The organism is Pseudomonas frederiksbergensis, from assembly GCF_001874645.1.
GTDB classification, from domain to species: Bacteria; Pseudomonadota; Gammaproteobacteria; order Pseudomonadales; family Pseudomonadaceae; genus Aquipseudomonas; species Aquipseudomonas frederiksbergensis_B.
Genome location: NZ_CP017886.1, coordinates 3,971,030 through 3,997,679 on the forward strand (window position 1 = coordinate 3,971,030; position 26,650 = coordinate 3,997,679).

26 protein-coding genes are annotated in these 26,650 nt (G+C 61.4%); 8 read left to right on the plus strand and 18 right to left on the minus strand.

Annotation, left to right across the window (positions count from 1 at the left end):
* Positions 1-103: 103 nt before the first annotated feature.
* Complete coding sequence (locus BLL42_RS19075) at positions 104-1,174, minus strand: NAD(P)H-dependent flavin oxidoreductase (protein ID WP_071553463.1); 1,071 nt, start codon at positions 1,172-1,174, stop codon at positions 104-106.
* Between the two features lie 30 nt (positions 1,175-1,204).
* Positions 1,205-3,124 carry an FAD/NAD(P)-binding protein gene (locus BLL42_RS19080; protein ID WP_071553464.1) on the minus strand — a complete coding sequence of 640 codons (1,920 nt, stop codon included), beginning with the start codon at positions 3,122-3,124 and terminating at the stop codon, positions 1,205-1,207.
* Between the two features lie 205 nt (positions 3,125-3,329).
* On the opposite strand from BLL42_RS19080, the gene BLL42_RS19085 reads away from it, so the two are divergent.
* Complete coding sequence (locus BLL42_RS19085) at positions 3,330-4,271, plus strand: LysR family transcriptional regulator (RefSeq protein WP_071553465.1); 942 nt, start codon at positions 3,330-3,332, stop codon at positions 4,269-4,271.
* Positions 4,271-5,626, plus strand: coding sequence for a hypothetical protein (locus BLL42_RS19090; protein WP_071553466.1), 1,356 nt, complete (start codon positions 4,271-4,273; stop codon positions 5,624-5,626). The genes BLL42_RS19085 and BLL42_RS19090 overlap by 1 nt, the downstream gene beginning before the upstream one ends.
* Before the next feature lie 53 nt (positions 5,627-5,679).
* Here BLL42_RS19090 and BLL42_RS19095 read toward each other — a convergent pair whose 3' ends face one another.
* From BLL42_RS19095 to BLL42_RS19105, 3 genes are all read right to left on the minus strand, one after another.
* Positions 5,680-6,192, minus strand: coding sequence for a hypothetical protein (locus BLL42_RS19095; RefSeq protein ID WP_071553467.1), 513 nt, complete (start codon positions 6,190-6,192; stop codon positions 5,680-5,682).
* A gap of 90 nt (positions 6,193-6,282) precedes the next feature.
* Positions 6,283-7,809, minus strand: a complete 1,527-nt coding sequence (locus BLL42_RS19100) for a sensor histidine kinase (protein WP_071553468.1) — start codon at positions 7,807-7,809, stop codon at positions 6,283-6,285.
* On the minus strand, positions 7,806-8,522 hold the full coding sequence (locus BLL42_RS19105) for a response regulator transcription factor (protein WP_071553469.1): 717 nt from the start codon (positions 8,520-8,522) through the stop codon (positions 7,806-7,808). The genes BLL42_RS19100 and BLL42_RS19105 overlap by 4 nt, the downstream gene beginning before the upstream one ends.
* Before the next feature lie 152 nt (positions 8,523-8,674).
* Here BLL42_RS19105 and msrB point away from each other — a divergent pair, with 152 nt between their 5' ends.
* From msrB to msrA, 3 genes are all read left to right on the plus strand, one after another.
* Positions 8,675-9,193, plus strand: a complete 519-nt coding sequence (gene msrB / locus BLL42_RS19110) for a peptide-methionine (R)-S-oxide reductase MsrB (RefSeq protein WP_071553470.1) — start codon at positions 8,675-8,677, stop codon at positions 9,191-9,193.
* 44 nt (positions 9,194-9,237) lie between these two features.
* Complete coding sequence (locus tag BLL42_RS19115) at positions 9,238-11,049, plus strand: cytochrome c biogenesis protein DipZ (RefSeq protein WP_071553471.1); 1,812 nt, start codon at positions 9,238-9,240, stop codon at positions 11,047-11,049.
* A gap of 70 nt (positions 11,050-11,119) precedes the next feature.
* On the plus strand, positions 11,120-11,827 hold the full coding sequence (msrA, locus tag BLL42_RS19120) for a peptide-methionine (S)-S-oxide reductase MsrA (RefSeq protein ID WP_071553472.1): 708 nt from the start codon (positions 11,120-11,122) through the stop codon (positions 11,825-11,827).
* Positions 11,828-11,845: 18 nt separating this feature from the next.
* Here msrA and BLL42_RS19125 read toward each other — a convergent pair whose 3' ends face one another.
* The 3 genes from BLL42_RS19125 to BLL42_RS19135 form a co-directional block, all read right to left on the minus strand.
* The gene (locus BLL42_RS19125) at positions 11,846-12,343 is read right to left on the minus strand and encodes a GNAT family N-acetyltransferase (RefSeq protein ID WP_071553473.1); all 498 of its coding nucleotides are present in this window, start codon (positions 12,341-12,343) and stop codon (positions 11,846-11,848) included.
* Positions 12,344-12,467: 124 nt separating this feature from the next.
* Complete coding sequence (locus tag BLL42_RS19130) at positions 12,468-13,481, minus strand: GGDEF domain-containing protein (RefSeq protein ID WP_071553474.1); 1,014 nt, start codon at positions 13,479-13,481, stop codon at positions 12,468-12,470.
* Positions 13,482-13,612: 131 nt separating this feature from the next.
* Positions 13,613-14,521, minus strand: a complete 909-nt coding sequence (locus tag BLL42_RS19135) for a LysR family transcriptional regulator (protein WP_071553475.1) — start codon at positions 14,519-14,521, stop codon at positions 13,613-13,615.
* Between the two features lie 102 nt (positions 14,522-14,623).
* On the opposite strand from BLL42_RS19135, the gene BLL42_RS19140 reads away from it, so the two are divergent.
* Positions 14,624-15,805 carry an aspartate aminotransferase family protein gene (locus tag BLL42_RS19140; protein WP_071553476.1) on the plus strand — a complete coding sequence of 394 codons (1,182 nt, stop codon included), beginning with the start codon at positions 14,624-14,626 and terminating at the stop codon, positions 15,803-15,805.
* Between the two features lie 134 nt (positions 15,806-15,939).
* On the opposite strand, the gene BLL42_RS19145 is transcribed toward BLL42_RS19140, so the two are convergent.
* The 6 genes from BLL42_RS19145 to BLL42_RS19170 form a co-directional block, all read right to left on the minus strand.
* The gene (locus BLL42_RS19145; protein WP_071553477.1) at positions 15,940-16,194 is read right to left on the minus strand and encodes a Txe/YoeB family addiction module toxin; all 255 of its coding nucleotides are present in this window, start codon (positions 16,192-16,194) and stop codon (positions 15,940-15,942) included.
* A complete protein-coding gene (locus BLL42_RS19150) occupies positions 16,191-16,445 on the minus strand; it encodes a type II toxin-antitoxin system prevent-host-death family antitoxin (RefSeq protein WP_071553478.1) in 255 nt (84 codons plus the stop codon). The genes BLL42_RS19145 and BLL42_RS19150 overlap by 4 nt, the downstream gene beginning before the upstream one ends.
* 189 nt (positions 16,446-16,634) lie before the next feature.
* Positions 16,635-17,213 (minus strand): DedA family protein, encoded by a 579-nt coding sequence (locus BLL42_RS19155; protein WP_071553479.1) that lies wholly within the window; start codon positions 17,211-17,213, stop codon positions 16,635-16,637.
* An 83-nt stretch (positions 17,214-17,296) separates the two neighbouring features.
* The gene (locus tag BLL42_RS19160) at positions 17,297-17,749 is read right to left on the minus strand and encodes a bleomycin resistance protein (RefSeq protein ID WP_071553480.1); all 453 of its coding nucleotides are present in this window, start codon (positions 17,747-17,749) and stop codon (positions 17,297-17,299) included.
* 28 nt (positions 17,750-17,777) lie between these two features.
* Positions 17,778-18,107: a hypothetical protein gene (locus tag BLL42_RS19165; protein ID WP_071553481.1), complete on the minus strand. Its 330-nt coding sequence runs from the start codon at positions 18,105-18,107 to the stop codon at positions 17,778-17,780.
* Positions 18,097-18,888: an MlaA family lipoprotein gene (locus BLL42_RS19170; protein WP_071553482.1), complete on the minus strand. Its 792-nt coding sequence runs from the start codon at positions 18,886-18,888 to the stop codon at positions 18,097-18,099. Before BLL42_RS19170 ends, BLL42_RS19165 begins: the two co-directional genes overlap by 11 nt.
* A gap of 167 nt (positions 18,889-19,055) precedes the next feature.
* Between BLL42_RS19170 and BLL42_RS19175 the strand changes: the two genes are divergently transcribed.
* Positions 19,056-19,766, plus strand: coding sequence for a response regulator (locus BLL42_RS19175; protein WP_071555797.1), 711 nt, complete (start codon positions 19,056-19,058; stop codon positions 19,764-19,766).
* Positions 19,767-19,774: 8 nt separating this feature from the next.
* The gene (locus BLL42_RS19180; RefSeq protein WP_071553483.1) at positions 19,775-21,118 is read left to right on the plus strand and encodes a sensor histidine kinase; all 1,344 of its coding nucleotides are present in this window, start codon (positions 19,775-19,777) and stop codon (positions 21,116-21,118) included.
* Positions 21,119-21,209: 91 nt separating this feature from the next.
* Here the strand turns inward: BLL42_RS19180 and BLL42_RS19185 are convergent, their stop codons facing one another.
* The 4 genes from BLL42_RS19185 to BLL42_RS19200 are packed head-to-tail and all read right to left on the minus strand — an operon-like array spanning position 21,210 to position 26,348.
* Positions 21,210-21,431 (minus strand): formate dehydrogenase subunit delta, encoded by a 222-nt coding sequence (locus BLL42_RS19185; RefSeq protein WP_071553484.1) that lies wholly within the window; start codon positions 21,429-21,431, stop codon positions 21,210-21,212.
* Positions 21,428-24,316: a formate dehydrogenase subunit alpha gene (fdhF, locus tag BLL42_RS19190; RefSeq protein WP_071553485.1), complete on the minus strand. Its 2,889-nt coding sequence runs from the start codon at positions 24,314-24,316 to the stop codon at positions 21,428-21,430. Before fdhF ends, BLL42_RS19185 begins: the two co-directional genes overlap by 4 nt.
* Positions 24,313-25,872, minus strand: coding sequence for a formate dehydrogenase beta subunit (locus tag BLL42_RS19195; RefSeq protein ID WP_071553486.1), 1,560 nt, complete (start codon positions 25,870-25,872; stop codon positions 24,313-24,315). Before BLL42_RS19195 ends, fdhF begins: the two co-directional genes overlap by 4 nt.
* Positions 25,872-26,348, minus strand: coding sequence for a formate dehydrogenase subunit gamma (locus BLL42_RS19200; protein ID WP_071553487.1), 477 nt, complete (start codon positions 26,346-26,348; stop codon positions 25,872-25,874). The genes BLL42_RS19195 and BLL42_RS19200 overlap by 1 nt, the downstream gene beginning before the upstream one ends.
* Positions 26,349-26,650 lie beyond the last annotated feature (302 nt).

A 26,650-nucleotide genomic window follows, 5' to 3' on the forward strand; every position in this document is an offset into this window, starting at 1 on the left:
TTCACTACTTCTTTAAACAGAATTTGAGACGAGAACAGCATCGGCGTTTTCGGGTCGCCTAATCTATTGGACCGCTGCGGTGTTGTCACGGACCAACAGACGATCAGTTCATCTCGGCGACCAGCACTTCAACCATGGCCTTGGCGCTCATTTCCCGCGCCAGTGCAGCACCCTGGCCGGCCCACTGCACCGCGAATTCGTTGCAACCCTTGGCGCTGGCGGCGGCGTGCAGGGCTTTGGCGGCGTCGTAGGTCAGGGGGTACGCCGGGCATTGCGGTGCGCCAGTGGCATCCAGGTCGGTGATCAGGCGATTGACCATGCCCCGCGCCGGTCGCCCGGAAATCGCGCTGGTGATGCGCGTATGGGCGGCTTTCGGGCTTTTCAGGTCGGCGCGGTAGCGCGGGTTGGCAGCGGTTTCGGGGCACAGGATAAAGGCGGTGCCCAACTGCGCGCCTTGTGCGCCGAGTGTGAGCATGGCACTGATCGACTGGCCGTCCATGATCCCGCCTGCGGCGATGATCGGGATCGAACACTGCCGGCTGAGGGTTCTGACCAGCGCCAGGGTGCCGGTCAGGGCATCCTGTTGCGGGTTGAACACACCGCGATGGCCGCCGGCTTCGACGCCTTGGGCGATGATTGCGTCGAGGCCGGCACGTTCGATCAGTTCGGCTTCGTATGAATCGGTCGCGGTGGCCAGCAGCACGATGCCGGCCCTCTTCAAGGCATCGATCCAGGACGTCGGCGGCAGACCGAAGTGAAAGCTGACCACGGCCGGACGTTCGACCAGCAGCAATTCGAGCATGTCCGGGTCATCGAGGAAACTGGTGTAGATCTCATTCAGCGTGGTGGGCGCAGGCACGTCGAACTCGGTAAACAGCGGTTGCAGATACTTCAGCCAATCGGACTGCAAGGCCTTGTCCGGTTCGGGTGTGCAATGACAGAACAGGTTGACGTTGAAGGGCTTGCAGGTCAGCGCCCGGGTCTCGGCAATCAGCGCCTTGGCCTGACTGACATTGCTCGCGCCCAACCCGATCGAGCCCAAGGCGCCGGCATTCGACACCGCCGCCGCGAGTGCCGGTGTAGACACGCCAACCATGGGCGCCTGGATGATCGGATACTGGATGCCGAGCCGTTGCGTCAGCGTCAGGTTTTCAGGGGTGGCGCGCAGATCCATATCAATGACTCCCGGGTTGAGTTTCAGAGGTTAAAGGTGAACGAGCGATCGCGAAGAGTCAGCGACGCTGGCGGTCGGTCTCTTGGTCATTTGCTGCGCGTTGATCTGCCGGAACAATTCGCCCACGCTGCGTCCGGCGTCCACCAGTGCGGTGGAATTCACGAACGGCCGCGCAACGATGTAGGTATAGAACTTGGCGCCTTCGCAAAGAGTCCCCAAGGCCCAGGCATTGCTTAGCGGTTTGCCGTTCAGCGGGATGATGTGCAGGCCTTCATCGACATCAATACCGCTGACCTCCATGCCCTGATTGGTAAACGGACGAACCAGGCCCTTTTCCAGCAAACGATAGAGCAGCGGTGATTTGTCCTGGTTAGGCGACGATTTCGGCACCCGTGCGCGAATCAGCACATCAGCGCGGAACTCGTGGTCGGGCAGACTCGCGCTTTTGATGGCGAACGAGTACGACGTGCCGTCCATATGCACACGGGTCTCAGGACCGAAGCTGACCGTCAGGTAACCCGCACGCATCAGCGCGAGCATTTCTTCGGTGCGTTGCAGTGGCGGACCAACGGCCAGGCGGTTCATCACCGGGACGAACTCGTTCATGAAGCGCTTGTGCGACGCGGCCGACAGCGCGCCGAAATCGACCACCCGGCGCAGGTTGTCGCGAATGTCGCGCAGCACATCGCAGGCGGCCTTGATCGGGTTTTCGCAATTACCCTCTTGCGCCTCGGCCAGGTCTTGCTCCAGATAGTCGGTCAGCCACTGATGGAAGTGTTCCTTGCTGGCCAGAGCGTTGCGGCTGATGGGGTTGGCCAGCTTGTCCCAGGAAAACTGCGGAATCTGCGGGCAGCATTGACGCAGCACGTTTTCGGCCGCCGGCTTGTCGAGATGGACCAGCGTGGAGTCGAGCAACTCGGCGAAGGAACTGCCATGCAACCGGGTGGCATAGGACAAGTAATAGGCATGGGCCATGTCGCGCAGAATCAGCGGGAAGATATGACCGTGGAAATCGAGTTCGCCAGGCTTGTGGGTCCGCTTCCATTGATTGATCTGCTCACGGGTCAGGAAGCGTGCCTGGTATTGGCCCGAGACACCTTTCTGGTTCACTGCGCGGGCGGCGAACGGAATGCCGCTGCGCGAGAATAGGGCCAGCGACGGTTCTGCGCCGGACGGCTGATAGTTCAACTTGCCGTTCTCGTCACGCGCGAAGCGGCCACCACGCCCCACGGTCAGCGCGGTGATTGCGTCGATGGCGGTCAGGCCCATGCCTTCGATCGCCACCGAGGCGTCAGGGGCAATCTCATCCAGTTGCTTGTGGATCGGCAGTGGCCCGGTGACCACGTAGCGCAGATTGGCGTTGTTGAAACGGTGAGTCGCAACAAAGGCGCGACGCTCGATGTCCTGAGCGTCCGGGTGGTTTTCCGAGTGGCCCGTGGTCAGGAACAGGTAGTCAGCGTTGATCGTTTTACCATTCGTGGTCTGGATGACAAACGATTGGGTCGCGGTCTGTTCGATATCGCTGGCCGTGCACGTATGCAGATGCACTTCACAGTGCTGTTCCAGCCGGGCAATCAGGAACGTGAAGACCCAGTTCAGGTACTCGCCAAAAGCACTGCGTGGCAGGTACGTGTTGGGCCCCAGCGGTAACGGGTGCTTCCAGTTGCCGACGGCCCACTCGTACAGGCTTGGCCCTTCAATCGACGGCCCGGCATCGACCACGGTCGGGTCCATGAACAGGGTGATTTGCGAGGCGACGGTATTGAGTTGCAGGTAGTCAGGTTGCGCAGAATGGTGAATGCCTTCGCCCGGTACACCGGGGTCGATGAGATGCACTGCTATATTCTTGTGGTTTTTTTGATCGCAAGCGTAGGCGGTGATTCGTTCGAGCACGTTCAGACCCCGTGGCCCCATGCCGATAATCGCGATCGCTAGCGTAGCCTGTTGCATCTGCCCAACTCCCTTATTCTTGGCGAGGCGTTACCTCGACGTCTTGCAAGACCATTCCCAGAATCAGGCGGTGTTCTGCTCAGCGCCACCTCGTATGCGTTTAAAACCGGGGCAGGATACGCAGCGCAAAAATAGCTTTGCCAACGATTATCCGAGATACTGCGTATCACTTTTCGAGATGTTCACGTCCAGGGATGGCAGGTCCATGCAGCTCAAATCGCTTCGTATTTTTTTGGCCGTGGCTGAAACGGGCAGCTTTGTGGCCGCCGCTGAACGCCTGCACACCGTGCAATCCAACGTCACTGCACATATCAAAAAGCTCGAAGCCGAGTTGGGCGCTCAACTGATCGACCGTAATGGCCGGGCGCGTCTCACTTCCGCCGGTCATGCACTTAGTGAGTACGCTGACAGAATTCAGCGAAATCACGACGAGGCTGTGGCCTTTTTCCGAGGCAGCCAGTCCCTGAGTGGCGAGCTGCGCATCGGCGCGATGGAGACCACCACCGCGTTTCGCTTGCCGGGGATCCTGGCGAGCTTCCACGGCAAAAATCCTGAAGTCGATCTCAAACTCACCACCGGGCCGACCGCAGATCTGGTCAGGGGATTGGTGGAAGGGCGCTTCGATTGCGTGTTTGTGGCCGGTAAAGTCGATCATCGGCGGTTCCACCTGTACAAAGCGTTTACCGAGGAGCTGGTGCTGATTTCCTCCCGGCCGCTGGAGAAAATGCCGTCCAAGGAAACCCTGCTGACGGCAACCTTCCTGGCCTTTCGCCAAGGTTGCAGTTATCGCCACAGCATTGAACTGCTGCTGGCCTCTTGCGGCGTCTCGGCCGTGCGCATCATTGATTTCGGCACGCTGGACGCCATGCTCGGTTGCGTCGCGGCGGGCATGGGGTATGCGGTACTGCCAAAGTCCACGGTCGACGCTCAGAAGTCCCGCTTCAACATCTATAGCCTCGACTTGCCGGAGCGCTACGCGATCGTCGACACCTATTTCGCCGCGGCGCAGCAGAACACCTGGACGCCGGCCATGGCGTCGTTTTCTGAAACCGTGTGCGATGCACTGGTGATCACCGATGCACTGGCCAAGGAGCGCTTGCCGATCACCATCGCCCACAGTGATACGGCCCAGCTCGGGAATTTTTAATGTCCAAGGATGCGCGCGCGCTCCACGCTTGCGTGGCGTCGAAGTGGGGGGCACGCGCCACTGCGCTGGCGGTGATTGCTACGGTGCTGGTGATATGGCTGATCGCCAAGGTGCTGGTCATTCCTCACCGCGAGGTGGCGGATGCGTTCACTTTCGGCCTGATCGTCGCCGGGTTGGCGTTGACCTTCAGCAGTTGGCTTGGCAAAACATCTGCACGACTTGGGTTGGGCTTGTTGGTGATCGTCGCTGCGCTCGCCGTCTTCACCACGATGCCTTTCAATCCGGTGCGTGGTGCAGGTTCGTTTGAAGGGGTGATTTTGCTGTTGCTGGGGATTGGGCAATTGCGCGCTTACCTGGATCGGCAGGACATCAAAGGGCGGATCGAACGGGCGCTCAGCCATCCGGCGGTCCGGCGCAGTGCGCGACCGATCTTTCTTCTCTACAGCGCCATGGCGTTTTTCCTGAGCCTGGCAACCGTGCCCATCGTCGGCTCGCTCACCCGCAGTACCCGCCTGAATCATCTGTACCACTTGCGATTGGCCATGCGTGCGGTGGGGGCGACGATGTTCATTGCGCCGACCACGGCGGGGGCGGCGGCGGTCAGCGCGATGTTTCCCGAGCTGAGTTGGTCGCAAGCATTGCTCACCGGGTTACCGCTGGCGCTGTTGTGCCTGTTGTTTACCCGCAGCGAGAAAGAGCCGGCAATTGAATTGGCGCCTGCGGAAAAAGACGGCGCGTCACACGGGCTGATGCTGCCGCTGGCCATCTTCATCAGCGTGATCGTGGTCGGTAAACTGTTGCTCGGTTACGCCACGGTGACGACGGTCGCGCTGGCGGTTTCCATCACCGGTGCAGTGTCGCTGTTGGTCAAATACGGCATCGCGGAACTGGCCAGGACCATCGGTGACGGTTTTCAGCGTTCAAGTGCCGAAATCCTGCTGTTCATCGCCTGCGGAGCGCTACAAGTGGCACTCGGTGCGCCGGAAACCGCGCAGGTGTTTAGTCCGTTGAGTGGCGACTTCAAATTGTTGTTGAGCTCGGCGCCTGTGCAGCTGCTGTTGATTCTTGGGCTGATGCCGCTGCTGACGATCATTGGTATCCACCCGATGATCTTGTTCGCCGCAGCGTTCCCGGTCTTCCATCCCATTACTCAACTGCCCGTCACGGTCGAGTATCAGGCGTGGATCGCGATGTTCATGATCTCGCAATTGATCTCACCAGTGTCCATCAGCGCGGTAACGGCTGCGGCGTCGGTGAATGAGTCACCCTGGAAGGTCAGTTTTGAAAGCCACGCAATGTTTGCGCTGGCGTTTGCGTTGGGTGGTTTCCTGTACATGACCGGAATTGCCGGGTAGTCGTCACGACGCTGGGAAAAGGCCCGCCTTCGCTGTGAAGTGCGGGCTTTTCTTTAAGCGACGGAAGCGTTTTTGAGTGCCCGCAACGCCATCAACTTGCGGTACAGCGTGGTTGCCCGACCGCAAAAGAGCCCGACCGTAAACCCCGAGGCTGTGCCGGTGAGCGCCAGCATCTGCACACTGGCCGAGCGTTCCGGGTGAACAGCGGCCTGATAGCCGATGAAGTATTTCACTGCAAAGAACAGCAGCGAGATGCAGAAGATTTTCCAGCTGCCGGGAACGATCAGGCCTTTGCCGTCGCTGTCCAGTGTCACTCCGCGGTGCGAGAACAGCGCAATCGCCGCCAGACTGCCCAGCGCGATGCCGGCAATCCAGCTGCCCAGCGCCAACCCGGCATGCTCGTTGTAATTCAGCGAAAAGAACGACCAGAGCGTCAGGATGCCCGGAGTGATGAGCAGGGAGAGTTCGCTTTCGCGGCTGGGCGTTCTGGCCCTGAGCCCGTAATAACAGACCAACAGGAAAACCCCGTAGACCCACAGTGGCGTGCCTTGAAGGGTATCGAGCATCAGCGGATACCTGCGCACGATTGATGCAGGGTGGTTGCGTAAAACATGGTCGGCGTCCTTGCTTGAGTGGGTGTCAGGGAAGCTAGCAGATTATCGCTGGGGCGTATTCAGATTCATCGAGCGAACCGCCAGCGCAGTTGCTGTCTCCTCATCCACCGGTAACGAAAAGCGGAAGGTCGCGCCTTGGCCCGGCATATCGACCAAGTGAATTTCGCGGCCATGCAGTTGCAGAATCCGGTGCACGATCCGCAAGCCCAAACCGCCGTCGCGGCGCGCACCGCCGATGTTGAACGGTCGCAGGAACAAGCCTTCGCGCAGTTCTGCGGCGATGCCCGGGCCGCTGTCGCTGACGGTGATCTCGACGAACTTGCCTTGCGGGACAAGGCTGATGTCGATTTCCCCGCCATCGGGTGTGTGGCGCAAGGCGTTGTCGAACAGGTTGGTCAGCACGCGCTCGATCAGCCCAAGGTCGGCGCATACCGCCGAAACTGTCGGCGCGAAACTCGCCTTGAGTTGCACGTGTCGGGCTTCGGCGGTCAGCTCGAATTTCTGGAAGATGTCCTGCACCAGATCGGTCAGGGAAAAACGCTCCAGCACCGGCTGGACGAAGCCGTGTTCCAGGCGCACCAGTTCCAGCAGCGATTGCGCCAGGCCGCCGACCTTGCGGCTCTGGTCGAGGGCGATGCCCAGGTAGCGGCGGCGCTCGGCCGGGGTCAGGCTGGCGTCTTTCAGTGACAGGGTTTCGAGGTAGCCATGCAGCGATGCCAGCGGTGTGCGCAGGTCGTGGGAGATATTGGCGACCAGCTCACGGCGTTCCTGATCCTGGCGGGTCAGGGAACGCCATTGTTCGCCCAGACGCTTTTGCATCTGCCGGAAGGCGGCATCGAGCACGGCGATTTCGTCGTGCGTGGCGAGATTGTCCGCTGGGCCTGATGGTGCCGGCGAGGGCGGGGCGACCGGTGCGCCATCAATGTCGAAATGCGCGACCGTGTCGGTCAAGCGGCGCAGCGGTCGGGTGATCAGGGTGAACGCTGTGAGACCGGCGATCAGGCACAGCAACGCCACCATCCCGATCGACCACAGCGCGGTGTTCAGCGCCACGCTGGTAGCTCCGCGTTCGGCGAAGCGGTCATGTTCCTCGCTGAGCAGCACCACGTAGAGATAGCCAACCTGCTGGCCGTTGACCTTGAGCGGTGCGGCGCTGAACACCTTGCGTCCGTCAACGCTGCGCGGGTCGTCGCCGAGAATCGGCAGGGCCTCGCCGTTGAGCAAGCGCCGCACGGGCGTCAGGTCGACCTGCTCGCGACGCAGGTGGCCTTCGGGCGCCGCATTGCCGACCACCCGGCCACTGCTGTCGAGCAGGTAGACCTCGACACTCGGGTTCACCAGCATCAACTGGCTGAACAACTCGCGCAGCGCATCGGGTTTCAAGCCATTGGCGTCCATCAACTGGGTGTCGTGGGCGATGTGCTGCGCCAGATCCCGGGACAAACCCTGCACCACTTCCAGCTCATGCATGTGGTTGGAGCGCACCTGCATCCACACCGAGGTGCCGCTGCACACCAACAGCAGCAGGGCAAACACCGCTGACAGGCGCTGGGTGAGTGTCAGTCTCATGGCTGCTCCTGCGCCGGGGCGAATTTATAGCCACGGCCCCATACCGTGAGAATGCGCACCGGTTGCGCGGGGTCGGTCTCGATCTTGGCCCGCAGGCGATTGATGTGAGTGTTGACCGTGTGCTCGTAGCCTTCGTGGCTGTAACCCCAGACGGCGTTCAGCAGGTCCATGCGCGAGAAGACTTTGCCCGGCTGCCGGGCGAAGAAATACAGCAGGTCGAACTCGCGTGGAGTCAGGTCCAGGCGCTTGCCGCCGAGCGACACGTCGCGGGTGATCGGGTCGATGAACAGCCCGTCGCTGGTCAGGCTGCCGGCATCCATTTTCAGGTTGCGGGCCATGGCGTCGACTCGTCGCAGCAGGGCTTTGACCCGCGCCACCAGCTCAAGCATCGAAAACGGTTTGGCCAGGTAATCGTCGGCGCCCAGTTCCAGGCCGAGGATGCGGTGCACTTCGCTCGACCGGGCGCTGGTGATGATGATCGGCGTGTAACGGGCCATGGCGCGGGCGCGGCGGCAGATTTCCAGGCCGTCGACGCCCGGCAGCATCAGGTCGAGGATCAGTGCATCCCAGCTGCCTTGTTCGAGCAGGCGCAAGCCTTCGTTGCCATCGGTGCTGTGCACGACCTCGAACTGCTCGTCGCGCAGGTGCAGGCAGATCAGGTCGGCGATGTGCACATCGTCCTCGACCACCAGAACTCGTTTGGGTTGATCCATTTGGGTTAAATCCTGTTGCGCAGTGAATGCATTGTGCGGGTTTTCCCCTCGGTGAGTTATCACGAATTGTTTAACTCCACGTGAGGATTTGGCGATCAACTCAAGCCTAGGCTGTGTTCCATGTAAACCACGGCGAATTTAGGGAGACGGCCATGTTTTCACGGCGACAGATTCTTCTAACGGGCGGCGGGCTGGGCCTTGCGGCGCTGGTTGCCGGTGTATTGCCAAAAATGACCCTGCGTTCGGCGCTGGTCAGTGAGGCGAGCGCTGCGGAGGCCTTCGAGGTCACTCACAGCGATGCCGAATGGCACGCGATGCTCAGCGCCGAGCAGTACGAAATCCTGCGCAAGGAGGGCACCGAACGGGCCTACTCCAGCGCACTGAACAATGAACACCGCGACGGCACTTTCGCCTGCGCGGGCTGCAATCTGGCGCTGTTTTCATCGAGCACCAAGTTCGACAGCCGTACGGGTTGGCCGAGCTTCTGGGCGCCTTTGGAGCATGCCATCGCGACCCGCGAAGACCGCTCGTTCGGCGTGTTGCGCGAAGAGGTTCACTGTCGACGTTGTGGCGGGCACTTGGGCCATGTGTTCAATGACGGGCCAAAACCGACCGGTCTACGCTACTGCATGAACGGCCTGGCAATGACTTTTGAGCCGCAATCGGCCTGACACCATGGGCAGGTTTTTTCCTTCACTTCATACAGGTCCTCGTTATGTGGCTTCTGGTCCTCGCTTATCTCGGTGGTGTGCTGACGATTGTCAGCCCGTGCATTCTGCCAGTACTGCCCTTTGTCTTCGCTCGCACCGGGCAGCCGTTTATCAAGAGTGGCTTGCCGCTGTTGGCGGGGATGGCGCTGACCTTCGCGCTCGTCGCCTCATTGGCGGCGGTGGGCGGCGGTTGGGTGGTGCAACTCAATCAGTATGGTCGCTGGCTCGCGTTGCTGTTCGTAGCACTGTTCGGGCTGACGCTGCTGCTGCCGCAACTCGCCGAACGGCTGACTCGACCACTGGTGGCCGCCGGCAGTCGGCTGTCGGAAGTGGCGGGCGCCGATGCCCGGCCACGTCCCGGTGCTTCGTTTCTGATCGGCGTCGCCACGGGCCTGCTTTGGGCACCGTGCGCCGGGCCGATTCTCGGGCTGGTGCTGACCGGCGCGGCGCTGCAAGGGGCCAGCATCGGCACCACCTTGCTGTTGCTGGCTTATGCACTGGGCGCCGCCACTTCCCTCGCGGTCGCCTTGTTGCTGGGCGGTAAAGTCTTCGCGGCAATGAAACGCTCGATCGGTGCCGGTGAATGGCTGCGCCGTGGTCTTGGTGCGGCGATGCTGGCGGGTGTGGCCGCCATCGCCTTGGGGCTGGACACCGGGATTCTGGCGCGGGTGTCGACCGCGTCCACCGGTGGGCTTGAACAAGCGTTGGTTGGTCGATTGGCGGGTAAATCACCGGCCAACAGCGGGGCGATGATGGCGCAGATCCCGCCGTCCGCGGACGATCAGTCCGGCTCCGGCATGATGGCTGCCGGTGGTGCGATGAAAATGGCCGCCAACGGTCCCGCGACGCTGCCCGTCGAAGGCAACCTGCCACCGCTGGAGGGCGCCGTGCAGTGGCTCAATTCGCCGCCGCTCAGCGCTCAAGCGTTGAAGGGCAAAGTGGTGTTGGTGGATTTCTGGACCTACTCCTGCATCAACTGCTTGCGCACCCTGCCGTATGTCAAAGCCTGGGCCGAGAAGTATCGTGACCAGGGCCTGGTGGTGATCGGCGTGCATGCGCCGGAGTTCGCCTTCGAACGGGATGTGGGCAACGTGACCAAAGCCATGAAGGATCTGGGTATCAACTACCCGGTGGCTATCGATAACGACTACAAGATCTGGCGTGCTTTCAACAACGAATACTGGCCGGCTCACTATTTTGCCGACGCTCAGGGACGCATTCGTTACCACCATTTTGGTGAGGGCGACTACGTCGAATCAGAACGGGTGATCCAGCAGCTGTTGCGCGAAGCCGGTGCGGCGAAAGTCGCTGATGGCCTGATCGACGCCAGCGCTCAAGGTGTGCAACGGGCGCCGGACATGAACGAAGTGCGTTCGCCGGAAACCTACGTCGGCTACCAGCGCTCAGAACATTTCGTGCCTGAGGCGAGCCTCGCGCCCGACAAGGTTGCCGCGTACAGCGCGCCTGCGACGTTGGGGCTGAATGACTGGACGCTGGACGGTCAATGGAATGTCGGTTCGGAGCGCGCCACATCGGCGGCCCCGGCCAGTCGCATCGTTTACCGCTTCCATGCCCGTGACCTGCACCTGGTACTGGGCCCCGGCGCCGACGGCAAAGCGGTGCGCTTCAAAGTCATGATTGATGGCAAAGCCCCTGGCGATGCTCACGGCACTGACGTCGCACCGGACGGCAGCGGCAACGTCAGCGAACAACGTCTCTACCAGTTGGTGCGCCAACCCGGCGACGTGGCAGATCGGACCTTCAGCATCGAGTTCCTTGACCCGGGCGTGTCGGCGTATGCGTTTACCTTCGGTTGATGAGCTTGCGGTCCCGTAGGAGCTGCCGAAGGCTGCGATCTTTGAATTTACTTATGCAGGAGTCGTCACCATGAAAGCCCTTCTCCCTTGGCGCCAGACCCTACTGGGGTTGGCTGTCGCTGTAGTCGCAGGTCAATGCATGGCCTTTTCATTCGGGGTTGCCGAAGACGCAGTGGCCATCGCACCGCCAGCCCTCGACGAAACGCCCAAGGCCAACAGCGAGACGGTGGTGTTCGCCGGTGGCTGCTTCTGGGGCGTTCAAGGCGTATTTCAACATGTCAAAGGCGTCAAGAATGCTGTTTCCGGTTACGCCGGAGGCGCAGCGAACACTGCGCAATACGAGCGCGTCAGCGACGGTGATACGGGCCACGCCGAATCCGTCGAAGTCACTTTCGATCCTGCTCAGGTGAGCTATGGCACCTTGCTGCAAATCTACTTCTCGGTGGCTCACAACCCCACCGAGCTCAATCGCCAGGGCCCGGACACCGGAACCCAGTATCGTTCAGCGATCTTTGTAGAAAGTGCCGAGCAACAAAAAGTCGCCCAGGCCTACATCACACAGCTGGATGCAGCGCATTCCTTCAACAAACCGATCGTGACCAAGCTGGAAACCTACAACGGCTTCTACCCGGCAGAGGCCTACCATCAGAACTTCCTGACGGAGCATCCGACGTATCCCTACATCGTGATCAATGATCTGCCGAAAGTGGCGCAGCTCAAACAGCTGTACCCGGAGCGGTATCAGGAGAAACCGGTGTTGGTGAAGGCGGGACTTTAGACAGAAACGGGGGGCTAGTCAGGCCACCCCGTTTTCCAGACGTTTGCCCATTTCGAAAGCGCGAACCTCATAACCCAGTTCTTCGTAAAGGCGTAATGCGGGTTTGTTGAACGCCCATACGGTCAAACGCAAGTCACTGGCGTCCTGTTCGATGGCCCAGTCTTGAGCCATTTCCATCAGCTTTCGACCAATACCTCGTCCGCGAAATGCATCATCGACGCAAACCGAGCCGACACGGGAAACTCGTTGCGGCTGCAACAGTGGGCTGTTGAGTAGCGTTACCTGGAGCGTGATAAAACCGATGGCAACACCCGCCTGCTCGGCGAGGAAGGTTGCCTGGTTTTCACCGTCCAAATAAGGAAGCCAATGGGTTTGGTCCCGATTGAAGTCTTGCGTTTCAGGCGCATAAATATCCGGCCGTTCGCGATGGTGCAGGCTATTGAGCTGTTGTCCCAGTCCACAAATGCTCAGGAGGTCAGCGACTGTCGCCCGGCGATAACTCAGTGGGGTGTCCATAGTCTTTTGTGATCGTCCTTTTTGAGTTGACTGTCCGTGGTGTTCAAACTGCAGGAGAACCTACCGTTCTATTGGTTACGCGCATGCTCCATGGCGATGGTAGAGGTTTCAAAACCCAGGCTCATCAACCGGAAATCATGTTCTTGCCGATGATCTTCGAGCGATACAACGCCTGATCCGCCCGAGCCAGCAGGCCGGTTTGTTGCTCGTCCTCAAAGCGTTGCGCCACGCCAAAGCTCATCGTGACCTGGAAGTCGCCCACCGGTGGCAGGCCCGACAGCTCAAGGCGGATGTTTTCGGCGAGGGCGCGTGCGGCGGCAACGGTGCTGTTGGGCAGGATCACGATGAACTCATCGCCGCCCCAGCGGGCCAGCAAGTCGCCTTCGCGTACGCAGCGTTTGACGCTTTCGACCACATGCACCAACGCTGCGTCGCCCAAGGCATGACCGTAATGGTCGTTGATGCATTTGAAGTCATCGATGTCCATGGCGATCAGCGACAGCGGCTGACGAAAACGCTGGGAGCGCTCGCACTCCAGTGGCAGGGCTTTTTCCAGGAGATAGCGGTTGGCGATCCCGGTCAGGGTGTCGCTTTCTGCCAGTGTGCGGTTCTCGTCCAACTGAGCCTGTAACTGCTGATTGAGCAGAGACAACTCGCGGGTCCGTTCCTCGACCATCGCTTCGAGGGAATGATTGCGCCGTTCGAGTTGCTCGAGCAGACGCTTCTTGTCTTCAATGCTGCGGTTCGCCCCGATCATCCGCGCCACTGAGCCATTGGCGTTACGTGCGATCACATGACCGCGATCCTCGATCCAGATGTAGCTGCCATCCTGCTTGCGGCAACGGTACTCGGCTTGGTAATGGGGCGAGCGCTGATGCAGGTGGTCATCGAAATGCATCATTACCCGCAGGTAATCGTCAGGATGAATCGCACGCTCCCAGGCCAGCACGTTGTTCTCAAGTGCATGAGGTTCGTAGCCGCGCATTTCGTACCAACCGCGATTGCGGTAGACAAACCCGGTGTTGGCGTTCCAGTCCCAGATCCCGTCGCTGACCAGTGCCAGAATCGCGTGCAGCATGTCTTCATTCAGATCAGTCAGGCTGACCTTCAACGGCTCGATATTGGACGACTCAACCATCACCGCTCTCCCTGCTGCCCTGATCTTCAAGTGGCCGGCCAGTCGTCGAGACTAACTCATGGCACGTTGACACTGTAGCGCCGGGAATCAAGGGATAGAAGCCTCTTTCGTAGTAATAATGGCGTGCGCGGTTAGTTCTGTTTACCCCACATCTGCAACGTAAATTCGACAAAACTGCGCAGCTTCGGCAAACGGTATCGATCCTGCGCATAGATCAGATTCATCGGGCGTCGGGGCAGTTGATAGTCCTGCATCAGGGCCACCAGTTTCCCTTCCCTAAGGTCTTGATCCACCAGTGCATCCGGCAGCATCACCACCCCCATTCCGGTGCGCGCCGCCTGGTGCAGACCCGATGAGCTATTGATCAGCATCGGGCCGCTCACCGCCACGACGATTTCCCCGTCAGGGCCGCTCAGGCGCCACTGTTTTTCCACCGAGCGCCATTCATCGCCCGCCGGGTAGGCAAAGGCCAGGCAGTCATGATCGGCCAGGTCCCCCGGCTTTTGCGGTGTGCCACGGCGTGCCAGATACGCCGGCGATGCACACATTGTCAGCGTGTAGTCCTCCAGTGGCCGGGCGATCAGGTTGGACGGTTCGCTGTTACCCAGGCGAATCGCAACATCAAAGCCGTTGTCCAGCAGATCAAGGCGTTGATTGGTCAACACCACGTCCAGCTTGACCTGCGGGCAGCGCAGCACGAATTCGCTTAAGGCCGGCGCCAGGCGTTCTGTGCCGAAGGTCAGCGGGGCAGTAATGCGCAGCGTACCGCTGGGGTCGCCCTGGGTTTGTTCGGCCAGCCGCTCGGAGTCGGCCACCAGCCCCAGCACCTCAAGACAGCGCTGATAGTAGGTCGAGCCAAATTCGGTCAAGCGCTGACGCCGTGTCGTACGGTGAAGCAAGCTGACACCCAGGCGTTGCTCCAGTGCTCGCAGGTGATTGCCGACCATGGTGGTCGACATTTCGCACTCCAGGGCGGCGGCGGTCATGCTGCCAGCCTCGACCACTTTCACGTAAACCGACATCGCCAGCAGTAAGTCCATTATCAAGCTCAGCTTTAAAATGATTGAAGTATTAAGGTGTTTATCCAGTTTGGGTGGCTAACGATACTGCAAAAACACCGACTGATGATGGAGCTTGATGTCATGACCGCCGCCTGCCTGATGACCACTTATCAACCCCTGGCCTTGAGCTTTACCAAAGGGCTCGGCACACGCCTGTGGGATCAGGCCGGTCGTGAGTACCTGGATGCGGTGGCCGGTGTGGCGGTGACCAATGTCGGTCACTCGCACCCGCGGGTGGTCAGCGCCATCAGCGAACAGGCAGGCCTGTTGCTGCACACCTCCAACCTCTACAGCATCGACTGGCAGCAACGGCTGGCGCACAAGCTGACGCAGTTGTCGGGGCTCGACCGGGTGTTCTTCAACAACTCCGGCGCCGAAGCCAATGAAACCGCGCTGAAACTGGCCCGGCTGTACGGTTGGCACAAAGGTGTCGAGCAGCCGTTGGTGGTGGTCATGGAAAACGCCTTTCATGGCCGGACCCTTGGCACCTTGTCTGCCAGCGATGGCCCAGCAGTCCGTTTAGGTTTTCAGGGCTTACCGGGGGACTTCATCAAAGTCCCGTTCGGTGATCTCGCCGCGCTGGATAAGGCTCACCAGGCTTACGGCCAGCGCATCGTGGCGGTTTTGATGGAGCCGATTCAGGGCGAAAGCGGCGTACAGCTCGCGCCACCCGGCTACCTGAAAGCCTTGCGCGAACTGTGTAATCGGCGCAACTGGCTGCTGATGCTCGACGAAATCCAGACCGGTATCGGTCGCACCGGGCAATGGTTTGCCTTTCAACACGAAGGCATCGTGCCGGACGTCATGACCCTGGCCAAAGGCTTGGGCAACGGAGTCCCCATTGGCGCCTGCCTGGCTCGCGGCAAAGCCGCCGAACTGTTCACGCCGGGCAGCCACGGCAGCACGTTTGGCGGAAACCCGCTGGCGTGTCGGGTGGGCTGCACTGTATTGGACATCATCGAAGAGCAAGGCTTGCTGGAAAACGCCAAGCGTCAGGGCGAACGTTTGCTCGCACGCTTGCACGCCGAACTGGATGGCGAACCGCAAGTGCTGGCGATCCGTGGCCAAGGCTTGATGATCGGCATCGAACTGGCCCAGCCCATTCGTGACCTGACCCTGATCGCTGCGCGGGATCACGGGCTGCTGATCAACGTGACACGGGGCAAGACCATCCGTTTGCTGCCACCGCTGACCCTTGATGAGCGCGAGGTGGAGATGATTGTGCGGGGGGTAGTGCGGGCGGTGAGAGGGGCAGAGGGCTGATCGATCTCGCTTGCCCCATTCTCGTAGGAGCGGCCGGGAGGTGTTCCGTTTGCCCGCGATGGCAGTCTCACGGGTGCCATCGCCGGTAAGCCAGGCTCCTACGGTGCGGTGGCGAACGTGATGGTGGCCGGTGCTCAGTAGTGGTATCTGCACATCACGATCTGTAGTTTTTCACCTTCTACTGTGTAGACCAGACGATGCTCAGCAGTGATCCTGCGGGACCAAAAACCGCTAAGGTTATGTTTGAGTGGCTCTGGCTTTCCAGGGCCTGCGAACGGATCCCGCAGGGTTGCCTTGATCAGCAGGTTGATCCGTTTGAGCCCGGCTTTATCGTTCTGCTGAAACCAGAGGTAGTCGTCCCAGCCTTCGGGGGTGAACAGAATGTTCATTCTTCAATGAGCAGCCTTGGCTTGGTTTTCCCCGCACGCAGGCTGTTGATCGACTTGATCAGACGCTCGGCGTTGGCCGGAGTACGGAGCAAGTAGGCGGTTTCTTCGAGGGCGTTGTATTCGGCAAGGGAAATCATCACCACCGGTTCCCCTTTTTGCCGGGTTACCAACAGAGGGGCGCGGTCTTCATTGACTCGATCCATAGTCTCGGAAAGGTGTGCCCGGGCATTGGTGTAATTAATGGTTTGCATCGTATTGTCCTCGCTTGATGCGAAAACCGTACAGAAATGAGTACGTATTGGCAAGGTGATACCTACGAGTGGTCTTTGTGAGCGGAAGTGGTCCAAAAGCAGCCTCGATTAAACGCTCGCTACAACGTTGCCGTCTTCAAGACGTTTCCTTGAAAAGTGTAGGTTTGATCCGAGTAAAAACAGCCTGGCTTACTGCCGCAACTTACGCTTGTTCCTCAGATGCAGAACCATCGCCACAACCGCAACGACCACCACAACGCCCAGCGCAATCGGTAGCCGGTAAGGCTTGAGGTTGCCGAACAATCGCTCAAGTGCTTCGCCAGCCCAATAACCACCGGTGACAAACAGCGTGGCCCAGACCATTGCGCCGAACATGTTCAACAGTGAGAAACGCAACGGCGACAGGCCACTGGCACCAATCACCATGGGGCCCACCAACCGCATGCCGTACAGAAATCGCACCGAAAAAACCGACGTCGACGGGTAACGCTCGATCAGTCCGGTGACACGCTTGATTTGCGCTTGCTGGCGTTTGAGACGAGGCAAGAGTCGTGCGCCGAAATAACGACCGCTCCAGAACAGCAACTGATCCCCCAACATTCCGCCAGCGCTGGCCCAGGCGATCACCGGCCAGAGCTTCAGCAAATGCTGATGCGCCGCCATGCCGCCCAATATCAGGATGGTTTCGCCTTCCATGACACAGCCAAGGAAAACCGCCCAATAGCCGTAGGTCGCGAGGAGGTGGTTGAGGTCTATGTGTTCGAACATGAACGGTTGGTGACCTTTTGAGCATCATGCTTGCTTGGGCGCTTGGGGCTGCTGTCGGAGGGTTCCATTTCGACTGTAGCTGCTTATCCTGAAAGCGTGGCGCTGGTTTTGTTCGAGGGCGCACGTTCGCCCAGGCTCTCAACCAACCGTAGCAGATAACCGTCAGGATCCTGCACCAGCAGCTCACGCTGACCGACCTCTACCGTGCCGGATCGATACCAGGCATCGGCAAACGGGCGAAACAGCGGCCATCCGACGGCTGTCAGTCGTTGGAGAATCGGTTCGACCTTGTCGACCGTCATCTGAAAATTGATGCCGCGCCCAAACGGCGCTTCCAGGGGGCCGGTCACCCATTGCCCGTCGAGCGGGTCGTACTGCTCCAGCATGACTTGCACACCGTCGAAGTCGAGGTAGGCAAATCCCTCTTCCGGGCGGTCATACGCGACCCTGAATCCAACTAATGTGCTCCAGAAATCCAGGCTTTTCCTGATGTCACCGACCATCAGTTCGGGGACCATTCTGTTCCTTGAAAGCATACGTCTCCTTAGTGAGCGTCCAGCCCGATCAATGTGCGTTCAGGATACTGTCTTGATCGTTCTCTCGCTCTACGTGGGAACGATCAATCGGCAAGACTTCCAAAGCGTCACCCCCTTGCACCAGGGTCTGCGCCTCGCCCTGTTCAATCACCCAGCGCAGCAGGTCGGTCACCGGCACGCGGTGGCTACGTTCGACCCATTGCAGGCCGTCGGGGCTGTAGTGCTCGATGTAGCGGGTGAGGATCATCTCGCGTTGGTCACTCGACAGCCGCAGGCTGACTTCGCGGCAGTGCAGGTTGGCGTTGGCGTGTTTCACCACACGTTGTTGCAGGATCAGGGACTGGCGTTCAGAGGTCATCGGTCGGGGCTTCCTGGCAGCGGGACTTTTGCGGTTCGGTGGCGCCTTGTTTGCCTTCCAGCACGAAGTTGGCGCGATGCTCGGCGGCGACATCGCGCAGGGCGCTGTAGTAATCGGGCATTGGTTTCAGGCTGTCGGTGAGCGGCAGCAAGGTCGCGCGCTTATCAATGACGCTGCCGACCAGGTTGACGGTGGTGAGGGTGCGGACGGTGTCGCTGTTGTTGCCAAAGGGGTTGAAGGCCAGGTCGAGCACCCGCCCGGTGGCGTCGCGGCTGTTGGCGGTGCCCAGCAGCGGCATTTCAACGATTGGGCCGTTGCCGATGCCCCACACGCCGAAGGTCTGGCCGAAGTCGGCGGTGTGGCGGGGAATGCCCAGCGGGCCGGAGACATCGATCAGGCCGAGCAGACCGACCGTGGTGTTGACCGTGAAACGCCCCAGGGTATTGACCGAGCGTTGCGGGTTGCCCTGCAGCAGGTCGTTGATAAACACCTTGGGTTCGCCGAAGTTGCTCGTGAAGTTGTGCACACCCTTTTGAAAAAACTCAGGTGTGTACCGATAGCCGCGGGCGACGGGGGCCAGGGCGTACTCGTCGACCGTCTGGTTGAAGGCGAAGATCCCACGGTTGACTCGCTCGGCCGGGTCGTACAACGGGTAGCTGACTTTCGCGCAGGTGACGGTGCTTTCGTCCGGCGTGCGGTTGGTGCATCCGGCGAGGTAAGTCAGGCTCAACAGCAGTGCGGCGTGGCGGGCCAGAGCGGTGGAACGCATGGGCGAGGGCATGAGCAAACAGTCTTCGGAAAAAGGAGCCTGATGCTGGCATTCGAGCCTTGCGCAAAGATGTCCGCTTTTTTACCGCGCTGTCGCTTTGTTACTGGCGTGAAATATATGACGAGCCGCGCCGAATGGTTTTAGATGTGGGATCTTTCAGACCATAAGTGATGCCGCTGGTGAGCAGTCTTTTGATCGTGGACGACGACCTTGAGGTCCTCGCGCTGCTGAAGAAGTTTTTTGTGCAACAAGGCTACGCGGTGGAGGTTGCCACCGATGGCGTCTCGTTGTGGGCGGCCATGGAACGTCAGGCGCCGGACCTGATCATTCTCGACCTGATGCTGCCGGGCGAGAACGGACTGACGCTGTGCCAGCGCCTGCGCCAGCACTACCCGACACCGGTGATCATGTTGACCGCCATGGGCGAGTTGAGTGATCGGGTGGTCGGGCTGGAGATGGGCGCCGATGATTACCTGAGCAAACCGTTCGACGCGCGGGAACTGCTGGCCCGCGTGCGCGCGGTATTGCGCCGGGCCGGGGAAAGCCGACCGCAGACCGGGGAAGCGCCGCGCCCGCTGATCAAATTCGCCGACTGGCAACTGGACCTCACTCGTCGAGAGCTGCGCTCACCGGATCAGGTGATGATCCCGCTGTCGGCTGGCGAGTTCGACTTGCTGCTGGTGTTTGTCGAGCATCCGCAGCGCATCCTCACTCGGGAGTTGCTGCTGGACCTGGCGCGGGGTCGCACGCATGAGGCGTTCGATCGCAGCATCGACGTTCAGGTCAGCCGCTTGCGGCGCAAGCTGGAATACGACACCAAGCGCCCCGAGATGATTCGTACCGTGCGCAACGGCGGGTATCTGTTCACCCCCAGCGTGACCCGCCAGTGAAAAGGCTCATGGCAGCTTTGCGCCTGCGTCTGCGCCCGCGGGACACGGTGGCGCGCTGGATCGCCCTGACCACCCTCATCGCGATGCTCACATCGCTGGCCTTCAACGCATTGTTTATCCAGCTGGCCGGTGTCTGGGCGTATCCACCGCTGGCTGAAACCGGCCTTCTGGAAAAAACCGCTTCAATCACCCGGGTAATCGAAGCCTCGCAAACGTCGCAGCGCGAACGCCTGGCCGAGGCCGCCAGCGATAGCGCCTTCAGCGTGAGCTGGCATGCCAGCCGTGAGGGCCTGGACTTGCCGGACACTCCCGACGCGGCGTACCGCACCGCCTCACCGGAAGCGCAGCGTCTGTTCAACACACCGACCCGCCGGGTCGAAGCCTATCAACCCGGCGACTGGCCACAGAAGAACGGGCATTACGCGTTGCTGATGCAGCTGACGGATGGGTCCTGGCTGATGTTCAGCGCGCCTTCACGCAGCTGGGGGCTGGCGGAAGGGCCGCGAACCCTGATCGTGATCCTGTTGGTGTTGCTCTCGACCAGCGTCGTCGCGCTGATCGCCACCCGCCGACTGGCCAAACCCTTGCAGCACTTCGCCCAAGGCGCCCGGCGCTTTGGCGTCGACTTTCGCGCCCCGCCCATCGAACCGGTCGGCCCCCATGAAATCCGTCAGGCGATCCTCGCGTTCAACGCCATGCAGGCCCAGTTACAGCACTTCATCAAGGACCGCACACAGATGCTCGCCGCCATCTCCCACGACCTGCGCACCCCCCTGACCCGCATGCGCCTGCGTGGCGAATTCATCGAAGACCCCGAACAGCAACAACGGCTGTTTCGCGACGTCGACGAAATGCAGGCCATGATCAACTCCGCCCTGGAATTCTTCCGCGACGACGCCCGCCTGGAACAGGCAACCCAATTCGACCTCGCCGAACTGCTGCAAACCCTGATCGACGACTACCGCGACCAGTCCATCGACATCACCTTCACCGGCCCACCCCGACGGGTCTACTTCGGCCGCCCGCTGGGGCTGAAACGGGTTATCACCAATTTGCTGGATAACGCGATCAAATACGCCAGCGAACCGTCGATTGAACTGCGGCAGGAGGAGGAGCTGGTGGTGGTTCGCGTACTTGACCGTGGGCCGGGGATTCCTGCTGATAGTTACGAACAGGTGTTCGCGCCATTCTTTCGGTTGGAAGGGTCGCGGAATAAAAGCACGGGGGGAGTGGGGCTGGGGTTGTCGGCGGCGCGGGCGATCGTTCTGGAACATGGCGGCACGCTGACCGTGCGCAACCGCTCAAGTGGAGGGTTGGAGGCGCGGGTGGTGTTGCCGGTGCAGGAGCATTAGAGAAAATTAATGAGGGGGCTGATTGAACCTCTGGAACACCCCTTGGCCTGTCTTCACCGGCCAAGGGGCAATCCAGAGGGATCGTGTAGACCTACGCCTCCCAGCCCGCCCCGCTGACCGCCGCCTGCACCAGCGGGTGCAAATCTGCCCCCTGATGCGCGGTCTGCCAGGCCAGCAACTCCTTGCGCATGCCGGGCGTCCAGAACATCTGCAGATGATTGCGCACGCCGAGCACGGCCTGTTGCGGGTCCGGTTCGCTGGCGAAGTACTGGGCGATCTGGTTGGCCATTTTGATCAGGTTGGCGGTGCTCATCGGCGTACCTCGGCTTTTGTTCCGGCGGCGCGTGCCTGGCGGCGTTCGTCGAGCAGGTGCTGTTGTTCGTCGCTGAATGCCTGGTAGCGCTTTTGCCACTCGGAAGGGTGGTAGACGCGGCTGACTTCCACGGCGGTGACCTTGTACTCCGGACAGTTGGTGGCCCAGTCGGAGTTGTCGGTGGTGATGACGTTGGCCCCCGATTCAGGGAAGTGGAAGGTGGTGTACACCACGCCAGGGGCCACCCGTTCGGTGATCCGCGCACGCAGTACGGTCTGTCCGGCGCGGCTGCCGATGCCGACCCAGTCACCTTCGTTGATGCCACGGCTCTCGGCGTCGGTCGGGTGGATTTCCAGGCGGTCTTCGCCGTGCCAGGCGACGTTTTCAGTACGCCGGGTCTGGGCGCCGACGTTGTACTGGCTGAGGATGCGCCCGGTGGTCAGCAGGAGGGGATAGCGAGTGTTGACCTTTTCCTCGGTGGGTATGTAGCCGGTGAGCATGAACCGCCCCTTGCCGCGCACGAATTCCTCGATGTGCATGGTCGGCGTGCCGTCCGGTGCCGCAGCGTTGCACGGCCATTGCAGGCTGCCGTGGCGTTCCAGCGCGGCGTAGCTGACGTTGGTGAAAGTCGGTGTCAGGCTGGCGATTTCATCCATGATGTCTGACGGGTGCTGGTAGTTCATCGGATAGCCCAAGGCGTTGGCCAGGGCCACTGTGCCTTCCCAGTCGGCCTTGCCACCCAACGGTTCCATGACTTTGCGCACCCGGGAGATGCGCCGCTCGGCGTTGGTGAAGGTGCCGTCTTTTTCCAGGAACGAGCTGCCCGGGAGGAACACGTGGGCGAACTTGGCGGTTTCGTTGAGGAAAATATCCTGCACCACCACGCATTCCATGGCCGACAGGGCTGCGGTGACGTGCTGGGTATTGGGGTCGCTCTGGGCGATGTCTTCGCCCTGGCAATACAGGCCCTTAAAGCTGCCGCCCAAGGCGGCCTCGAACATGTTGGGGATGCGCAGGCCCGGGTCGGGTTGCAGGGTGACGTGCCAGGCCTGTTCGAACTGCGCCCGTACCACTTCGTTGGAGATGTGCCGGTAGCCGGGCAGTTCGTGGGGGAAGGAGCCCATGTCGCAGGAGCCCTGAACGTTGTTCTGCCCGCGCAGCGGGTTCACGCCCACGCCTTCGCGGCCGATGTTGCCCGTGGCCATGGCCAGGTTGGCGATGCCCATGACCGCGGTGCTGCCCTGGCTGTGCTCGGTGACGCCCAGACCGTAGTAGATCGCCGCATTGCCGCCGGTGGCATACAGACGGGCGGCGGCACGGATGTCGGCAGCGGCGACGCCGCAGATGTCGCCAAGGACTTCCGGCGAGTTTTCCGCGCGGCTGACGAACTCGCTCCAGCGGGCGAAATCGCTGCCCTCGCAACGGGCGTCGATAAAGGCCTGGTTGAGCAGGCCTTCGGTGACGATGACATGGGCCAAGGCGTTGAGCATGGCGACGTTGGTGCCCGGGCGCAGGGCCAGGTGCAGTTCGGCGCGGGCATGCACCGAGTCCACCAGATCAATGCGTCGAGGGTCGATGACGATCAGCCGCGCGCCTTCACGCAGGCGGCGTTTGAGCTGGGAGGCGAACACCGGGTGGGCGTCGCTGGGGTTGGCGCCCATCACCAGGATCACGTCGGCCTGCATCACCGAGTCGAAACTCTGGGTGCCGGCGGACTCGCCCAGGGTTTGTTTCAGGCCATAGCCGGTCGGCGAGTGGCAGACCCGCGCACAGGTGTCGACGTTGTTGTTGCCGAAGGCGGCGCGCACCAGTTTTTGCACCAGGTAGGTTTCTTCGTTGGTGCAGCGGCTGGACGTGATGCCACCAATGGAGTCGCGGCCGTATGTTTGCTGCAGTCGGCGGAACTCGCTGGCGGCGTAGGTCACCGCTTCATCCCAGCTGACTTCCTGCCAAGGGTCGTTGATGTGCTTGCGGATCATCGGCTTGGTGATGCGATCCGGGTGGGTGGCGTAGCCCCAGGCAAAGCGTCCTTTGACGCACGAGTGGCCGTGGTTGGCCTGGCCGTTCTTGTCGGGAACCATGCGCACCAGTTGGTCGCCTTTCATCTCGGCGCGGAACGAGCAGCCTACGCCGCAATAGGCGCAGGTGGTGATCACGCTGCGTTCGGGCTGACCCAGTTCGACCACGCTTTTTTCCATCAGGGTCGCGGTGGGGCAGGCTTGCACACAGGCGCCGCAGGACACGCATTCCGAGTCGAGGAAGTTCTCGCCACCGGCGGCCGCGACCCGGGATTCGAAACCGCGCCCGGTAATGGTCAGGGCAAAGGTGCCCTGGGTTTCTTCGCAGGCGCGCACGCAGCGGTTGCAGACGATGCACTTGCTCGGGTCGTAGTCGAAGTAGGGGTTGGAAGTGTCCTTCAGGTCGGCCAGATGGTTCTCGCCTGCATAGCCGTAACGCACCTCCCGCAGGCCGACCTGGCCGGCGACGGTTTGCAGCTCGCAGTTGCCGTTGGCCGAGCAAGTCAGGCAGTCCAGCGGGTGATCGGAAATGTACAGTTCCATGACGTTGCGGCGCAGGGTGGCGAGCTTCGGCGTCTGGGTGTGCACGCTCATGCCTTCGCTGACCGGCGTGGTGCAGGACGCCGGGTAGCCGCGCATGCCGTCGATCTCCACCAGGCACATGCGGCAGGAGCCGAAGGCTTCCAGGCTGTCGGTGGCACACAGTTTGGGAATGGTGGTGCCCAGCAGCGCGGCGGCGCGCATCACCGAGGTCCCTTCGGGCACGCTGATGCTGCGGCCGTCGATGTTCAGGGTGACCTGCACCTGGCTGTCGCGGGCGGGGGTGCCGAGGTCGATATCGGTATTCGGGTCGAAGAGCGTGATCATTGGTCGGCCTCCAAGGCTTGTAGACCGAAGTCGGCGGGGAAGTACTTGAGGGCGCTCGCCACCGGATAAGAGGTCATACCGCCCAACGCACACAGCGAACCGTATTGCAGGGTGTCGCACAGGTCCTTGAGGATGATCACCTGCTCATCGCGACCGCTCTGGTCAGGCGCGGCCAGCAGCCGGTCGATCACCTCCACGCCTCGGGTCGAGCCGATGCGGCAGGGAGTGCATTTGCCACAGGATTCCTCGGCGCAAAACTGCATCGCGAAGCGCGCCATGCGGGCCATGTCCAGGCTGTCGTCAGCCACCACCACGCCACCGTGACCGAGCATGGCGCCGATGGCAGCGAACGCTTCGTAATCCAGCGGCGTGTCGAATTGCCCTGGCGGCACCCAGGCGCCGAGCGGGCCGCCCACCTGGGCGGCCTTCAGCGGTCGGCCACTGGCGGTACCACCGCCGTAGTCTTCCACCAGTTCCCGCAGGGTCAGGCCAAAGGCCCGTTCCACCAGGCCGCCGTGACGAATATTGCCCGCCAGCTGGAAAGGCATGGTGCCCAGGGAGCGGCCCATGCCGTAATCGCGATAGAACGGCGCGCCCTTGGCCAGAATCAGCGGCACCGAGGCCAGGGTCAGCACGTTGTGCACCAGGGTCGGCAGGCCGAACAGCCCCTGTAAGGCGGGGATGGGTGGCTTGGCGCGGACGATCCCGCGCTTGCCTTCGAGAGAGTCCAGCAGCGCGGTTTCCTCACCGCAGATGTAAGCGCCGGCACCGACGCGCACTTCCATATCGAAGGCCTGGCCGCTGCCGCCGACATTGGCGCCGAGGTAACCGTTGGACCGGGCAATATTCAGCGCCTCACGCAGGGTTGCCACGGCCTGTGGATATTCCGAGCGCACGTAGATGTAGCCGTAGCTGGCTCCGACAGTGAGACCGGCAATGGCCATGCCTTCGATCAGCAGGAAGGGGTCGCCTTCCATCAACATGCGATCGGCGAAAGTGCCGGAGTCGCCTTCGTCGGCGTTGCACACAATGTATTTCTGCGCCGCCTGAGTGCCACGCACCGTGCGCCATTTGATCCCGGCCGGGAAGGCTGCGCCGCCACGGCCACGCAGGCCCGAATCGAATACGGCGGTCGCGGTCTGCTCGCCGCCCAGGGCGATGGCCTGGGTCAAGCCTTCGAAGCCGCCGTGGGCCCGGTAATCTTCCAGGGACAGCGGCCGGGTAATGCCGGCGCGGGCGAACAGCAGGCGTTGTTGAGTCTTCAGATAAGGCAATTGCTCCACCAGGCCCAAGGCCAGTGGATGGGTAGACGGCTCGCCTTGCAGCGCCTCGAGCAGGGACGGCACATCGGCAGCGGTCAGCGGGCCGAAGCCGATACGGCCTTGCGGGCTGTCCATTTCCAGCAGCGGTTCCAGCCAGTACAGGCCGCGAGAGCTGGTGCGTTGCACGTCCAGCGGCAGATTGCGTTCCCGGGCCTGAGTGGCCAGGGCTGTGGCCACCTCATCGGCACCCACGGCACGGGCAAGCGAATCACAGGGCAGATAGAGACTCGGCATCACGCGTCCTCCTGGCAAGCGTCGAGCAGGGCATTCAGGCGCTCGGCGCTGAGCCGCGCATGCACCTGGCCATCCAGCTCCAGAGCGGGCGAGCAGGCGCAGGCGCCGAGGCAATACACCGGGCGCAGACTGATGTTGCCGTCGGCGCTGCGGCCGTGGTCGTCCAGTTGCAGGCGTTCGCGCAACTGCGCGGCGAGCTGCTCGGCGCCGCGGCTCTGGCAGGACTCGGCCCGGCACAGACGCAGGATATGCCGGGCTGGCGGTGCGGTGCGGAAGTCATGGTAGAAGCTGATCACCCCGCGAACCTCGGCCTGACTCAGGTTGAGGGCGTGGGCAATCTCGGGGATGGCGGCATCGGGAATGTAACCGATGCCCTCCTGAATCTCATGAAGGATCGGCAACAGTGCGCCGGGCGAACCCTTGTGGCGCGCCAGCAGGCTGTTGACCATAGACAGGTGCAACATCTCATCAGGCATACAGCATTCCTCACGGTCACGGACACACCAGGCGGTTGTCGGTTGTCCGAAAAGTGTCGGCTGCGGCACTCACACCACGTCACGGTATCGTGGCATTTTCAGGCCGTTGGCCAGGCACCCTGAGCGGGCATCTTGTTGGGCCCGGTGCGGTCTTTGCCGCACCTGTTCAGGGCATATACGGCAGCTTGCCACGCTGCCTTTGAATCATCTGCACCAAAGCGACGTGTTTGGTTCTGCCTACGACTATCCATTAAGTCTAGATGCGTGTGGCACGGGGCGTTCACTCACTGGACTAATGCCCG